The sequence below is a fragment of the Bacillus sp. FSL K6-6540 genome (genome assembly GCF_038007545.1).
Genome location: NZ_JBBOXH010000001.1, coordinates 353881 through 368229 on the forward strand (window position 1 = coordinate 353881; position 14349 = coordinate 368229).

The window sequence follows — 14349 nt, forward strand, 5'->3', positions numbered from 1 at the left end:
GACTTATCATGGCTGAACAGGTTAGAGTGAGCCCGCAATTCAGAAGGCTTTGCGACCAATTTGGAAGAATCCTAGGCGGCGAATCGGAAATCGAAGAAGGTCCGGTTTGTTTTGTCACGCGGATGACGAACTTAAGAGAGACGATTTTGGGAAGAAGAACGCGTTCCCCTTTGGTTCAAATGCAAATGTTTTCGTTTGAATCGCTTGATCAGTCGGGCCGTGCGCTTTGTTTGGGTGAGACTGCCGTGCATCAAAACCAGGTGAATCGATTGATGTCGAATCTCCGCAAACGGGGGATTAAAGTAACGGCGCTCCATAATCACTGGCTAAAAGAACAGCCTCGTTTAATGTATATGCATTGGGAATCGATTGACAATCCGGTTGCGTTTGCCAGAAAAACAAAAGAATCCATTGCATTCTTGGGTTAATGCGGTTGAGTCATATCGTTCATATTTCTATCATTTCATGAGAGGATGATTACGTATGGCGGAAGTGCAAGCAAGTCCTCGCTTTAGAAGATTATGTGACCAATTCTCAAGTATTTTAGGCGGAACGGAGCATGAAATTACAAAAGGCCCAGTTTGCTTTGTCTCCAGAAATAGAAGAGTAAACGCATCTATCTTAGGTAGACGTACCACTTCTCCTTTGATCCGTTACCAACTCTTCTCGTTTGAATCTCTGGACAGTTCCGGTCGCGCGCTTTGTTTGGGAGAAACGGCTCTCTTCCAAGGCCAAGTGAATCGATTGCTGTCGAATCTTCGTAAGAACGGGATTAAAGTAACGGCCGTCCACAATCACTGGTTGTTTGAAAATCCCCGCCTGATGTATGTTCACTGGGAGTCCGTCGATGATCCCATTGCATTTGCAAGAAAAGTAAAGCGTTCTATTGCATTCTTAGGTTAACTATCGGATAGAAAAATATTAGAAAAGCGACCGTGATCGGTCGCTTTTTTACGAGGTTACTCCCTAGTGATAGTTCTTGGATTCATTCTCTTTGTATTTGCCGTCACTGTCATGCAGAGCTTGTTTTCTGCGATCATTGCGGGCTTGCTGCTGTTGCTGGGCCTCATGGCTGTTCACGGGTGTCTCTGCCAGTTGTTCCACCGTGTTAATCAGATTTTTGTCCGGTTGGTTCGTGCTCAATGGAAAGGTCCTCCTTATTTACTGGAATCGATTGTGATGTTTATTATGTGCTGGCGGTCATGCAGCTATTCGTAACTACAGCTTTGGCTTGAACGAGGGGCTAGCCTTATTCTCTCCAGGCATAGAAAAAAAAAGACCCGGCGGAAGCCGGGTCTTTTTTACATATGACATCTTCGGTCGTCACACGATTACATTTGATCCTTCGGGGCAAGCTCAATGGCAGAGCGAATCGCGGCGAGCATGCTCTTGTCATCGGCGATGTTCTTCCCTGCAATATCGAAGGCGGTGCCATGGTCGACCGAGGTTCGGATGATGCCGCCCTTCAGTCCGACCGTAATGTTCACGCCCTCTTCGATGCCCATGACCTTGATCGGCGCATGTCCCTGGTCATGGTAGCAGGCCACGACGATATCGAAATCGCCTCGGCCGGCTCTGAAGAACAACGTATCCGCAGGGAGGGGGCCGACTACATTAATGCCTTCCTGCTGAGCGCGCTGGATGCCCGGGAGCAGCTTTTCTTCTTCTTCGCCGTTACCGAACAATCCGTTCTCGCCCGCATGCGGGTTGATTCCGCAGACCGCGACTCTGGGATTGTCGAAACCGGCCTTTTTCAAGGTATCGTGGGCCAGTTTGACGACGGTATACGTTCTTTCCGGGTTGATGCTTTGAATGGCCTCGATCAATCCCATATGCGTCGTCAGATGAATGACCCGCAGGTTCGGGGTCGTCAGCATCATCGAGAAATCCTTGGTATCCGTGAGATCAGCCAAAATTTCGGTGTGACCCGGATACATATGTCCGCCTTGATGCAGAGCTTCCTTGTTCAGCGGAGCCGTGCAGATGGAATGGATCTTCCGCTGCTTCGCCAGATCGATGGCTCTGGCCAGAAACTGAAAAGCGGCATCTCCCGCGACGGCCGATACCTCGCCGAATGCAAGGTCAGCCGGCACGAGGTCCAGATCAATGACGTCTACGGTGCCGAACTCGTATGTTGCTTCGGCTGGCTCTTGAATGGCGTTCACCTTCAGGCTTGAGCCGATAATCGGAAGCACGCGTTCTAGTATTTTAGCGTCGCCGATCACGAGCGGGTTGCAGTTATCGTACATCTCCTGATGGGATAAGGCCTTCATAATGATTTCGGGTCCGATGCCTGCCGCATCGCCCATCGTAATTCCAACCGTCGGTTTCATGCTGGATTACCTCCTTTTATCGTTTGAATCGCATGGATAAATACGTCCGGCTTGCCGAATCCGCCTGCCTTGGTGACCACATACAGATCGTCGATCCCCAGAAATTTCGAGATCGGCACGCCGATTTCCAGCTCGTCCAGCAATTCGAAGCCGCTAATGCTCCATTGCATGCAGATTTGTTTGGCCGTGTCTCCGCCTGTCATGGATACGCCCTTGAAATAGCCGTGCTCCAGCAGCTTGGCACAGATCTCTCCCATGGCGCGCACAATCTCATTACTGACCTCGGTGTGATTGAGCCCGCGGGCTTCGCCTACGGCACGGGCCTGTTCGATGTCGGAGGACTCCGCCGTGGAATAGATCACGATATCTTTGCCTTCCAGTGCGTGCAGCTTGACTTCTTGATAGACGCGATTCATTTCTTCCATACGCTCCGCTGAATCGGACACAGCCTTATAGGACTCGAAATGCACGGGAACCACGTCGGTATGTTCCAGCAAAAGCTTTAGCTGGGCACGGGAGTTCTTATTCACGCTGCCGACCACGGTAAGGATCGGTCCCTGATTCTGCGCGATGGCAAGCTCCCTCGGTTTGGACGAAATATGATAATGGGCTGGCAGATAGTTGGCAATGCCTGCGGAGCCTGCCCACGCGAACTTGTAGGGAAGCTGACCGGTGATGTGCAGGATGAACTCCAAATGAGCTTCTTCCGTGGAATCGATCAGCACATACGGTATGTTATGTTCTTGAAACTCTTTTAATTTGCCTTCAATGCGGCCTGCTCCAGCTTCCAGGTCACGGACTGAGATCTCGCCGACGGCATACTTGGTTTGCAGCTTCAGCAAGTCGGGAAGATAGGAGTGGGTGACAGGCGTTTTGGGATCATGGGCAATCTCGGTTTCGGCTAACGGTACTCCATTCAAGTAATGGGTAGCGTTGAGAATGGTTCGATTGTTCTTGGGATAACCCGGAGCGATCATCATAAAGTCCGGCTTCACCACATCATATAACGCATCAATTTCGGTCCCGATATTGCCGCGCATGGTGGAGTCCATTTTTTTGAAAATCGTATCAAACCCGGCATCGGTTAAAAATTGAGCGGCCCGGCTTACTCGCTGATAAGCTTCTTCAGGTGTTATGGAACGGCTGTCCGTATCAAAAACAACGGCATCGTAATGACGAATGTTGTCTTGGTCCATATCGAACAGAACGCTTGTTTTAAGGCCATGACGAGCGAGTTGGACCCCGCTGTCATTGGCACCTGTCAAATCATCTGCAATGATGGCTAATTTCATGCAGTTACCTCCTCCTTGAGAAAAACGATGCAATCGAGGGGTTAGGGATAACCTCTATGCTGCAGGGTTGTTGTATTTTTCGACGCCGCCTGATTTCTCCAGTCTCTTGGACAGGAAACCAATGAAGACAGGCAGCAGTATGGCGGTCGTCACGACGCTCGCGGCGATTTGCACGGTCGCGATTTCGGCAATCGGCGCGAAGGAAGCATTCGCGGCGACGATCGCAGCCGGCGTGCCTACCGCATTACCCGCCGTGGAGCCTTCGGAAGCACCGACAATCGGATTCCAGCCGATTGCCTTGAACAGCAGGAAACCAATGCCGCCCGTGAGCAGTACCGTCAGCACGCCAAGCAGAATACCGCTGAGTCCGCCTTGAATGATGGATGAGAAATTGATGCCCATACCGAGCGAGAAGGCAAAGAACGGAACCAGCTTGTCGCTGCCTTTATGCAGCCAATCGGCCATATTCCGGTCCAGGTTCCCGATGACGACGCCGACGAGCAGCGGAAGCAGTACGGCAACGAAAGACATCGCCGAGAACATGCCGTTGGCAAAGCCCATAGCGCCGAAGATTGAGAGCGCCACCATCGTCAAGAACGGTCCGTCGCTTAATGCGAGGAAAGGATAGGCAGCTTTGTCATCCTCTTTTCCGTATTGTCCGGCTAACGCAATATACAGTCCGCCGTTTGAATTCGTCATCGCGGCGATAATGGCAAGTGGGGCAAGACCCAGGAATAATCCATTGGAATCCGCAAACAGGATGGCGACCAAACCTAATAATGCGCCTATCGCCCATTTAAACACAAGCAGCGTGACGCCTTTTCCGACCGACGAACCCGCTGTTTTGAACGTAATTTGCGTGCCGGCAATCAATAAGAAAAGGGCGATGAGCGTACTCGAGCTGTTCACGAATAAGGCTTCCGTAAACCCGCCGATCCGCAAAGCGTTTGGTGCGAATGTATTGATGCACGCTCCGATGAGGAGGGGAACAACCATCATACCGCCAGGGATACGATCTAATGTCGCTTTAATTTTCATAATGTTAGCTCCTTGTGTAATCGTTTTATTGAAGCGCTTGCAGTAATTATACTAGTTCAAATTGTTTGTTTTAGCAACATATAATTTCTGTAAATGAGATAAATCTAATAAATTGTTTAAAATTGCAACACTAAAGATAAAAAAAAAGACGTAAACTTAAATTTATTCTTTAAGTTTACGCCAAAGCGTGGCCCGATTAATCCCTAATCGTTCGGCTGCTCTAGATTGGTTATTCTTTTCCTCGAGGAGTACGTATTGAATAATGCCTTTCTCGATCTCTTTAAGCGTCCCTTTCAACGGAATAGGGTTTGAGGCTGGAGGCTGATGATCGAGCAAGCGTGCTAGTGTATCGGCTGAAATCACATAGTCGGTTTCGTTCATCGCAGCCTGTTTAATGAGCTGCTTTAATTGGCCGATCGTCATGTGCGCAGCATTCTGTCTTATCAGCTGCAAGGCATCTTCCTTTATTTTGACCGCCGCCGTCCCGTATTTTTGATGGTATCGGCTTAAAAAGAGCTGAATAAGCGAAGGCAGATCCTCCAAACGGTCCGAAAGCGAAGGCATGATGATCGTATTCAGGCTCATGTTCGGGGTTTCGTGTAGGTCAAGTGCCCGATCGCTAAGTATGAATACGCCAATCCCCCTATTTAGGCAGGTCTCCACAAATGCTATCAAACTCGGATCCTGTATGCATTCTTCCACATGGATGAATTCCACGGTCCTGGCTTTGGACAGCGGAAGGGTTCCTAACTGATCCGGGGAAACCTGGGCTAAATCGATCTGGAGCAGCAATCCGCCGTCCGCGTACAATTGATGAATATACTTCACGATGAAAGATTTGCCCGTATCTTCCCGGCCAAGCAGATGAATGGGCTCATGATGTTGATACAGAGCTTGGATGCTTGCCAACGTGGTGCGCATGGCAGCGGATTCGGCAATCATCGGCTCTGCTAATGGTTCAGCGTAGGCTTTGATGCCTGACTGCGCAAATTCATAGGGCCGCCCTTTTTCCAAGGAGTATACTTTATAGCTTCTGTTCTCCAATGAGGTTTCATAGGCTGTAACGGAAAGCTGGTAATCGTCCATCGTAAAAACATTCTGCACTTGGGATTTGTGGAATTCTACATTAGTATTGATCAGATAGATATGGTTATCCGTCAAAGGGCTGTGCTCAAAATCGGCTAATTGCTCATATACGATTTCATTCTGATCGTTAAAAATCACGAGATTGGGGTGTTCCTTGGCAATAAGATCGTTCAGAATGGCTGAAACGGTATGGTTGTTGCTCAGGTAGCGGTAGATGAGCTGGGCATCGTCCAAGGCTCGCATGATGGATTCTTTGCCGGAATGGATGAGGAGGCCCTTTAACCCGTAAGCCTCGGCCGTATGGACGGTGATGACATCCCCGACTACCTGCCGGTATCCGGCAGCTTTCAGCTCCAGCAATAACCGTGCAACATCTTCGGAGCTGTGTATGGTATACACTTTTAAAGGCAGATCCATTAAATCAATAATCGATTGGGCGCCCGATGTAATATTGGAAAAGCCGACAATGGCGGTTTTTCCGTTAAACTGGCTCGCCAGCGTCAAGGAACGGATCATGTCGTATCCGGACAGGTGGACGTCAATGACGGGGATGGATACCGCGGCTTTAATCAGCTGGGCCGTTCCGCCGCGGCTGATAATCACCTCGGCTCCGTTGTTTTGAGCCGAAGCTGCCAGCTCGGCCCCTTTTTGCAAGTCGCCGACGGCGTATTGTATGTCTAACTGGGGAAACAGAGGAATGCATTCTTGTATGATGGGAACCATCGCTTCATAAGGAGCGATCATATGGACACGTATACGCATAACTGATCCTGCCTTCATTCAAAATCATCCAATCGCATATCCGTGTTGACGGAATATAGATGTTTACATTATTATAGCCAACTTCATCGCATCCTGCGAACATTGCACTGTATTCCCCTACGGAATTTGTTACTATGATAGTACATAGATGCCTAATACCTAATGTTGGAATTCGTCAGGCATTTACAATCTTTCTTCATATGGCTTGGTGATTTGGAGAAACAAACAGGAGGGAACATATTGAGTACACAGAGAGTGGGAGCTCCTTTGGAAGGCTTTGCGGAGTTCAGCCGAAAAGTTGCCGCCGAAGGTGCCGTACTGTTAAAGAATGAAGGACAGGCTCTGCCCCTGCAGTCGAACGAAACCGTTTCCGTTTTTGGCAGGACGCAGATCCATTATTACCGCAGCGGTACGGGGTCGGGAGGCAGCGTTCATGTTTCCCATACAACGAATCTGCTGGGCGGTCTTCGGGATCAGAAGGGCATCGCCGTCAATGAAGAATTGGCTGCCGTTTATGAGCAGTGGATCGAGCAGAATCCTTTCGATAACGGCGGGGGCGGCTGGGCGGCTGAGCCGTGGCATCAGAAGGAAATGCCTTTGACCGATGAGCTGGTCACCGCGGCAAGACGGGCATCCGACAAGGCGATCGTTGTCATCGGGCGGACGGCCGGTGAAGATCAGGACAATGCCAATGAGCCGGGCAGCTACCAGTTAACGTCCGAAGAAAAAGCCATGCTGCAGCAGGTGACCGCACACTTCGAGCGAACCGTTGTAGTCCTGAATGTATCCAACATTATCGATATGAGCTGGATGCTCGATGAAGGTTATGTGCACCCGATTTCTGCAGTCATTTATGCTTGGCACGGCGGCATGGAGGGCGGTAACGCCATTGCAGACGTATTGGCGGGCAAGGTGACGCCCAGCGGCAAACTGACCGATACGATTGCTTATTCGATCGAGGATTATCCATCGACCCGCAATTATGGCAATGAGCTTAAGAACCTGTATCAAGAGGATATTTATGTGGGCTACCGTTTTTTCGAAACGTTTCGACCCGCAGCCGTCCAGTATGAATTCGGGTTTGGATTGTCCTATACGCAGTTCCGAATCGAGCCGCAAGAAGCCAGGCTCGCGGTTAGAGAGGGAGCACAAACCGTTGAGATCGGCGTGAAGGTGACCAATATCGGGACCGTCTATGCAGGTAAAGAGGTTGTGCAAGTTTATTATGAAGCACCGCAAGGATGGCTGGGTCAGCCTGCCAAAGTTCTGGCCGCATTCGGGAAGACGCAGGAGCTGCAGCCGGGGGAATCGCAGCAGCTAACGCTCCAGTTCCCGGTTCATGCCATGGCCTCCTATGACGATGCAGGCGTGACGGGCCGCCGTTCAGCCTATGTATTGGAGGCCGGAACGTACCGTCTGTACGCGGGAACCAGCGTGAGAAATGTGCAGCCTATCGGCTTGGATGGTCAAGAAGGTTATGTTGTAGAAACGCTGCAAGTTGTCGAGCAGCTTCAGGAAGCCATGGCGCCAACGGAGAGCTTCACGCGAATGAAGCCGGGCGTTCGCAGGGAGGACGGCTCGTACGAGCTTACATTTGCGGAGGTGCCGAAGCGCACGATTGCCATGGAAGAGCGCATTCACTTGAACCTGCCGCCGACCTTGGAGCAAACGGGCAATCGAGGCTATACCTTAAGGGACGTCCATGAGGAGAAAGTCAGTATGGAGGCTTTCATCGCCCAGCTTAGCGATCAAGATCTGGCGGTCATCGTCAGAGGAGAAGGCATGAGCAGTCCGCTGGTTACGGCAGGGACGGCATCGGCTTTTGGCGGCGTGAGCGACCGCCTGCTCGACTACGGCATTCCGGTGGCTTGCACCGCGGATGGACCGTCCGGTATTCGGATGGACAGCGGGCAGCAGGCAACGCAGGTAGCCATTGGCACCCTGCTTGCAGCTACGTGGAATACGGAGCTGGTCGAAGAGCTCTATGTGATGGAAGGCCGGGAGCTGCTTAGCTACAACATCGATGCGTTGCTTGGTCCTGGTCTGAACATTCGGCGCAGCCCGCTGAACGGTCGCAATTTCGAGTATTTCTCGGAAGATCCGCTCATCTCCGGCGCCTTTGCTGCGGCGTGCACGCGCGGGATTATGAAGGGCGGCTCCAACGCCACGCTGAAGCATTTTGCCTGTAATAACCAGGAGAAGCATCGGAGCAAAGTCGACGCCGTCGTATCCGAACGGGCCCTTCGGGAAATTTATCTGAAAGGCTTTGAAATCGCGGTGAAGCAGGGCGGGGCGAACTCCATCATGACCTCGTATAACCCAATCAATGGGCACTGGGCGGCATCCAATTATGATCTGAACACCACGATTCTGCGCGGAGAGTGGGGATTCCAGGGCATCGTCATGACGGATTGGTGGGCCATTATGAACGACGTGGTAAACGGAGGCCCGGCCGATCGAAAAAACACGAACTGGATGGTCCGTGCCCAAAACGATTTGTACATGGTGGTCATGAACTACGGAGCAGAAATCAACGCCTGGGAAGACAATACGCTGGCATCCTTGGAAAATGGTACGCTGACCCGTGGAGAGCTGCAGCGCAGCGCCATGAACATCTGCCAATTCCTGATGCATGCGCCGGTCTTCTCTAGAAAGCAGGTGATCGAGGAAGCCGTGGGTTCATTTAAAGCCGATCCTTCCCTCGAGTCGGTATCAGCGCAAGCCTTATCGGAGAGCACGCAAGTGAAGCCGGCTGCAGCGGGATCAACATATATGAAGGTGGAGGAATCCGGTGAGTACCGAATCATTGTGCGCATCATGTCGCCGGAATCGGAACTGGCCCAAAGCGCCTGCAACGTCACGCTGAACGATCAGCCGGTTACCACGATTCAAACGAATGGCACCGACGGCAGATGGATTCGGCAGAAGCTTGTCAAAGTGGAACTGGAAGCGGGTTATTACGAGATGAAACTGGACTTCGTCAAGCCGGGCTTGCAGATCGAGTGGATTGAATTGAAACGGGTTTAGATCTAAACACTATGGGATATCGCAAAGTACCGTTTAGCCTGATTCATTGATACATGAAATTAAATGGTAAGTGTCCGATGCTTCTCTTTTGAAAATAACGAAGGCGGCCCGCTCATGGAGCGGGCTTCTTTTAGGGTTTCTTAAAAATTTCGGCAGTGAATTGGAAAACATTCGTCGTTTGCTATTCCACATCCATTGAGGTATAATAAGTTTATTGGGATTTTGACCTGAGATTCACATATTGCAGAGGGTTATTATTTTGATTAGGAACCTTGTGCAATATGTGAATTTTTTGTTTTTTAACCAAAAATGAGAAAATCATATAAATTTAGGAGGTGTTTCTATGCAAACAGGAACAGTGAAGTGGTTTAACGCAGAAAAAGGCTTTGGTTTCATCGAGGTTGAAGGCGGCGAAGACGTATTCGTACACTTCAGTGCAATCGCAGGTGACGGCTTCAAGTCGCTTGACGAAGGACAGCGTGTTGAATTTAACGTAGTCCAAGGCAACCGCGGACAGCAAGCCGAGAACGTTGTAAAACTGTAGACTCGTGAAAGGATCCCCAAACGTATCGTTTGGGGATTTTTTTATAAGATATCAGAAAGTATAAATTTCGGAGGATCTGCTGCCTGATATCGCAAGAAAAACTACCGCTAAACGCGGTCCGTCTTCTTTTAGAGTACGTCGATTGACGTATTTCTTATAAAGGGTAGGCTTGCTAGTTTAAAGCACGAAAGTATTAAAAAATGTAGCTGAGGGGGAAATGCATTGTCTTATTCTTGGAATAAACCACTGGAAAATCTGCCGGAAGAGATGACCGCGATCTGGTCTTGTACGAAGGAAGGGTGTAACGGTTGGATTCGAGACAATTTCTCGTTCAAGGATGTTCCCGTTTGTTCACAGTGCGCCTCGTCCATGGTCAGCAGCAATAAAATCCTGCCGATTCTCGTTTCGTCGGATCAGCAAATCAAGCTTTACCGCAAGAATCAGCGCAAGGACGCGAAGTCGTAGGGCGGTTCTCACGGTCCCATAAACATTCTGCCCTCGTTCGTTGCGTACAAGAAAGGTTGAGATTTCATGCAGGCATTCGAAGATTGGAATCTAAAGGTGAAAAAAACGTTTAATGCTACAAGTAACAAGGAGGTATTAACCGTGTCTGAGGCAGGTCATTTGTTAGGTCTGTCCAAAGATCAAATGAAGATCTATGTCGATCAGAATAAGCTGACTAAGGTTCCGATCATGCGAAGCGTGCATCGATACCTTTTGTTGAAAAGTGAAATCGATCGAATTATGGAAAAGCGATAAGACAGTTCTGTCTTGTGCTCATACACTGACGGAATCTCGCTCTTCTCGATCAGTATCTTTCATACGAATATAAGAGAAGAGGGCGCCTTCATGGGCGTCCCTTTTTATTTCATGCCTCCAGTCGTTTGAAGGAACCTTTAAACGAATCATCTTAAAGGTCAAAAAAGGTCAAATTTAAAGATTCAAACAATTTTCTTAATCAAACCGCCCGATAACGAGCTGTTTTGGCGCAAATTCCTGCATCATCGGTTTTGGCATTTAAACGTTCCGGGCATATAATAAAAGCGTAAGGTCAAATAAGGTCAAAGAAAGGGGAATTCATGATGTTTGAATTGATGCCATTCGGCAAGCGCAGAGAGGATGCCTTCGGACAACTGATGAAGTCATTTCATGATGCCTTTAACGACGCTTTTCCTGATGATGTATTCGCGCCGTTCAAGGGTTCAATGATGTCGTTTAAGACGGATGTCAAGGAGACGGAGCACGCTTATCTGGTTGAGGCGGAGCTGCCCGGTTTTCGAAAAGACGACATCGAAATCAGCTACGCTGACCCTTACTTAACGATCAAAGCCGTGCGCAAGGAAGATCAGAGCGTGGAGGATACGAACCAGCACATCGTCCGCAAGGAGCGCCGTTACGGCGAGTATGTGCGCAGATTTTACGTTCAGAACATAGCCGAGGACCAAATCGACGCTTCCCTGAAGGATGGAGTCCTTAAGCTTGAAATACCAAAAAAGTCTGACCCTGGTAAGAAACGCATCCAGATCCGGGATGATATCTAATATATATGCCCTCCGATCCATAAGGTCGGGGGTATTTTTTTGTGCTTTCTTAGTCATAAATTTACATATATGCCAATGAATTTCGGCAAATGAAACCTATCGGGAGTATATAGGGTATTATAAGTTAAATGTAAACTTTTCGAGGGGGACGCACATGATGGGAATCTTATCGAGGTTTAAGGATATTATGAGGGTGAATGTGAATTCGTTATTGGAACGGACGGAAGATCCGGAGAAAACGATCGATACCTATATGCGGAGTTTGAACGGCGATCTGGGTAAGGTGAAAGCGGAGACCGCTTCCGTGCTCTCGGATGAGCGGAGAGCGAAGCGGGCACTGGATGAGTGCAGCGCCGAAATCCAGAAGCTGCAGCGATATGCGGAGAAGGCCGTGGAAGCGGGAAATGAAGGCGATGCCCTGAAGTTCCTGGAGCGAAAAGCGGCGCAGGCCGAGAAGCTAAGCGACCTGCAGGCAGCTCACGAATCGGCTTCCGCAAACGCCGTCAGGATGAAGCAATTGCAGGATAAGCTGGTGTCGGATATGAGTCAGCTGGGAGCTCGCTATGCCGAGTTGAAAGGGAAGATGGCCGCTGCGAAAACCCAGCAGGAGCTGAATGCCGGCCGATCCTCCTTGGGCGGTGCCAACGCGGCATTCCATACCATGGAGGAGAAAGCGAACCGTGCTTTGGATGAAGCGGAGGCCCTGGCTGAGCTGCGCGCAGGAGCGAAGGGAGATGACCTGGACGATTTGATCGCGGAGTTGGAGAAGAACATGGGCAAGGACGGAGCTGCCCCGACTTCACCTCCTAATGCCGAGGATGAACTGGAAGCGATCAAAGAAAAGCTGAACAAGAAGGAGTAACCATTTCATTGTTATCGAGGTGAGCAAATGCCGGTAATTGAATACAAATGTCCGAACTGCGGCAGCGGCATGGTTTTTGACGGCGATACGGGAATGTTGTCTTGCCCCAGCTGCGGAAGAAAAGACAATATCGAGGAAATCCCCGACCCGCTGAAGAAGCAGGTGTTCGCGGAAGACGAGGTAAAGGAGTACCATTGCAACAGCTGCGGAGCCGTGATCGTGACCGAGCCGGAGACCAGTGCCACGACCTGCAGCTTCTGCGGATCGGCCGTCGTGCTCAGCGACCGGTTGAGCGGCGAGCTGGCACCGGTGAAGGTCATCCCTTTTTCGATTACGAAGGAAGAGGCGATGAAGGCGTTCAAGAAATGGTGCCGGAACGGCCTGTTGACGCCAAGCGGATTTATGACAGCGGACCGGATCAAGGGCATCACCGGGATCTACGTCCCCTTCTGGCTGTATGAGCTGCATAATCGGGTTGAGGTTCATGGCCAAGGCACCAAGGTGAGAACTTACACGCAAGGAGATTACCAGTTCACGGAGACCGAGCATTTCGACATCTACCGGAAGATTCGCTTGAATTACGTGAAGGTGCCGATCGATGCTTCCGAGAAAATGAACGATGAGCTGATGGATAAACTGGAGCCTTTTCCCTATCAGCAGCTGAAGGAATTCAAGACGCCTTATCTGGCCGGGTACATAGCGGAAAAATACAGCCATGACGACGAGCAGCTTCTTCCGCGCGCTAAGGAAAAGATCAGCTCCTTCATTGATTCGTATATTTCGTCGGCGGTCTCAGGATACACGACCGTGAGTTATACCAACAAACGGATCGATACCACCAAGAAACAGGCCGATTACGTTCTCCTTCCGGTATGGATGGTGCACTATGATTACAACAAATCGGAGTATACGTTTGCGATGAACGGCCAGACGGGCAAGGTGGTCGGCAAGCCGCCGATCAGCAAAGCGAAGGTGGCCGGGTGGTTCGCGGGCATTTCGGGCGTCTCCTTGCTATCCTTGAAGCTGATCTCCTGGGCAATGGGAGGAGGGTTCCTGTGAGAAGACGATATGCGTTATGGACGGTCTTATTTTTACTAACGGTATATTTGATAGCGCCCTCCGGGATCGTCAAAGCCGCGGATGATAAGCCTTTGATCTTTGATGAAGCGAATCTGCTTAGTCCGGAAGAACGGAATGAGCTGAATGCGATGGCGAATGAGTACGGCGCCGAACGCGAGACGGATTTTATGATACTTACCGTTAACAGTGTCCCGAATGATGATTATGAGTTATGGACCGAAAACTTTTACGATGAGTATGCCCCCGGATATGATAAGCCGCACGGGAATACCGCTATTTTAACCATTGTAATGAGTGCTCGTGACGGTTCTCGTAACGTGCATTTGGAAGGTTATTATAAGGCTGAGAAGTATCTCGATTCCGGGAGACTGACCAAAATACGCAGCAAGATTACTCCGGACTTGTCGAGCGGCAATTACAAGCAGGCTTTTGAAAAATACATCAAAACCGCTCATCGGTACATGGGCTTTGAGCCGGACGTGAACCCGGATAATATTGTATTTAATCTCTGGTTTCAGCTGGGAGCTGCCGCTGCCATCGGCGCGATCGCCGTGGGCATCATGGCTTACCGCTCCGGCGGGCGGGTCACGGTTAACAGCCGGACCTATGAGGATGCCAGCACATCGGGGATCTTGAATCAGCAGGACCGATATATCAGAACAACCGTGACAAAGCGGAAAATAGAGCGCAACACGAGCAGCGGCTCGGGTGGCGGAGGCGGAGGCGGCGTCACCGGCGGCGGCCATTCGCACAGCAGCAGCAGCGGGAAATTTTAATGGGAAGG

15 protein-coding genes are annotated in these 14349 nt (G+C 50.3%); 10 read left to right on the plus strand and 5 right to left on the minus strand.

What is annotated here, in order from left to right; all coding sequences use genetic code 11:
• Nucleotides 1-8: 8 nt before the first annotated feature.
• On the plus strand, nt 9-428 hold the full coding sequence (locus MHH82_RS01600; RefSeq protein WP_340962735.1) for a DUF1259 domain-containing protein: 420 nt from the start codon (nt 9-11) through the stop codon (nt 426-428).
• A 55-nt stretch (nt 429-483) separates the two neighbouring features.
• A complete protein-coding gene (locus MHH82_RS01605) occupies nt 484-903 on the plus strand; it encodes a DUF1259 domain-containing protein (RefSeq protein WP_012818537.1) in 420 nt (139 codons plus the stop codon).
• 63 nt (nt 904-966) lie between these two features.
• Here the strand turns inward: MHH82_RS01605 and MHH82_RS01610 are convergent, their stop codons facing one another.
• The 5 genes from MHH82_RS01610 to MHH82_RS01630 form a co-directional block, all read right to left on the minus strand.
• Nucleotides 967-1143: a hypothetical protein gene (locus tag MHH82_RS01610; RefSeq protein ID WP_012818538.1), complete on the minus strand. Its 177-nt coding sequence runs from the start codon at nt 1141-1143 to the stop codon at nt 967-969.
• A 188-nt stretch (nt 1144-1331) separates the two neighbouring features.
• Nucleotides 1332-2333, minus strand: a complete 1002-nt coding sequence (pdxA, locus tag MHH82_RS01615) for a 4-hydroxythreonine-4-phosphate dehydrogenase PdxA (RefSeq protein ID WP_012818539.1) — start codon at nt 2331-2333, stop codon at nt 1332-1334.
• Nucleotides 2330-3625 (minus strand): four-carbon acid sugar kinase family protein, encoded by a 1296-nt coding sequence (locus MHH82_RS01620; protein WP_036664833.1) that lies wholly within the window; start codon nt 3623-3625, stop codon nt 2330-2332. The genes pdxA and MHH82_RS01620 overlap by 4 nt, the downstream gene beginning before the upstream one ends.
• Before the next feature lie 54 nt (nt 3626-3679).
• Nucleotides 3680-4663, minus strand: coding sequence for a 2-keto-3-deoxygluconate permease (locus tag MHH82_RS01625; RefSeq protein WP_012818541.1), 984 nt, complete (start codon nt 4661-4663; stop codon nt 3680-3682).
• A gap of 162 nt (nt 4664-4825) precedes the next feature.
• Entirely contained in the window at nt 4826-6511 is a 1686-nt protein-coding gene (locus MHH82_RS01630; RefSeq protein WP_251500326.1) for a sigma-54-dependent Fis family transcriptional regulator, read from the minus strand.
• A 240-nt stretch (nt 6512-6751) separates the two neighbouring features.
• On the opposite strand from MHH82_RS01630, the gene MHH82_RS01635 reads away from it, so the two are divergent.
• From MHH82_RS01635 to MHH82_RS01670, 8 genes are all read left to right on the plus strand, one after another.
• Nucleotides 6752-9538 (plus strand): glycoside hydrolase family 3 C-terminal domain-containing protein, encoded by a 2787-nt coding sequence (locus MHH82_RS01635; RefSeq protein ID WP_251500329.1) that lies wholly within the window; start codon nt 6752-6754, stop codon nt 9536-9538.
• A gap of 343 nt (nt 9539-9881) precedes the next feature.
• Nucleotides 9882-10082, plus strand: coding sequence for a cold-shock protein (locus MHH82_RS01640; protein WP_012818544.1), 201 nt, complete (start codon nt 9882-9884; stop codon nt 10080-10082).
• A 222-nt stretch (nt 10083-10304) separates the two neighbouring features.
• Nucleotides 10305-10547 (plus strand): cold-shock protein, encoded by a 243-nt coding sequence (locus tag MHH82_RS01645; RefSeq protein ID WP_012818545.1) that lies wholly within the window; start codon nt 10305-10307, stop codon nt 10545-10547.
• Nucleotides 10548-10613: 66 nt separating this feature from the next.
• A complete protein-coding gene (locus MHH82_RS01650) occupies nt 10614-10841 on the plus strand; it encodes a helix-turn-helix domain-containing protein (protein ID WP_251500332.1) in 228 nt (75 codons plus the stop codon).
• A gap of 323 nt (nt 10842-11164) precedes the next feature.
• Nucleotides 11165-11623, plus strand: a complete 459-nt coding sequence (locus MHH82_RS01655) for an Hsp20/alpha crystallin family protein (protein ID WP_251500867.1) — start codon at nt 11165-11167, stop codon at nt 11621-11623.
• A gap of 157 nt (nt 11624-11780) precedes the next feature.
• A complete protein-coding gene (locus MHH82_RS01660; protein ID WP_251500870.1) occupies nt 11781-12485 on the plus strand; it encodes a PspA/IM30 family protein in 705 nt (234 codons plus the stop codon).
• 27 nt (nt 12486-12512) lie between these two features.
• The gene (locus tag MHH82_RS01665; RefSeq protein WP_251500336.1) at nt 12513-13544 is read left to right on the plus strand and encodes a TFIIB-type zinc ribbon-containing protein; all 1032 of its coding nucleotides are present in this window, start codon (nt 12513-12515) and stop codon (nt 13542-13544) included.
• A complete protein-coding gene (locus tag MHH82_RS01670; protein ID WP_251500339.1) occupies nt 13541-14341 on the plus strand; it encodes a TPM domain-containing protein in 801 nt (266 codons plus the stop codon). The genes MHH82_RS01665 and MHH82_RS01670 overlap by 4 nt, the downstream gene beginning before the upstream one ends.
• The last annotated feature ends 8 nt before the right edge of the window (nt 14342-14349 follow it).

What these genes read in the sequence shown, in the direction of transcription:
- MHH82_RS01600 (WP_340962735.1), top strand. Translation starts at nt 9, where the DNA reads ATGGCTGAACAGGTTAGAGTGAGCCCGCAATTCAGAAGGCTTTGCGAC.
- MHH82_RS01605 (WP_012818537.1), top strand. Translation starts at nt 484, where the DNA reads ATGGCGGAAGTGCAAGCAAGTCCTCGCTTTAGAAGATTATGTGACCAA.
- pdxA (WP_012818539.1), bottom strand. Translation starts at nt 2,333, where the DNA reads ATGAAACCGACGGTTGGAATTACGATGGGCGATGCGGCAGGCATCGGA.
- MHH82_RS01620 (WP_036664833.1), bottom strand. Translation starts at nt 3,625, where the DNA reads ATGAAATTAGCCATCATTGCAGATGATTTGACAGGTGCCAATGACAGC.
- MHH82_RS01625 (WP_012818541.1), bottom strand. Translation starts at nt 4,663, where the DNA reads ATGAAAATTAAAGCGACATTAGATCGTATCCCTGGCGGTATGATGGTT.
- MHH82_RS01630 (WP_251500326.1), bottom strand. Translation starts at nt 6,511, where the DNA reads ATGCGTATACGTGTCCATATGATCGCTCCTTATGAAGCGATGGTTCCC.
- MHH82_RS01640 (WP_012818544.1), top strand. Translation starts at nt 9,882, where the DNA reads ATGCAAACAGGAACAGTGAAGTGGTTTAACGCAGAAAAAGGCTTTGGT.
- MHH82_RS01650 (WP_251500332.1), top strand. Translation starts at nt 10,614, where the DNA reads ATGCAGGCATTCGAAGATTGGAATCTAAAGGTGAAAAAAACGTTTAAT.
- MHH82_RS01655 (WP_251500867.1), top strand. Translation starts at nt 11,165, where the DNA reads ATGTTTGAATTGATGCCATTCGGCAAGCGCAGAGAGGATGCCTTCGGA.
- MHH82_RS01660 (WP_251500870.1), top strand. Translation starts at nt 11,781, where the DNA reads ATGGGAATCTTATCGAGGTTTAAGGATATTATGAGGGTGAATGTGAAT.
- MHH82_RS01665 (WP_251500336.1), top strand. Translation starts at nt 12,513, where the DNA reads ATGCCGGTAATTGAATACAAATGTCCGAACTGCGGCAGCGGCATGGTT.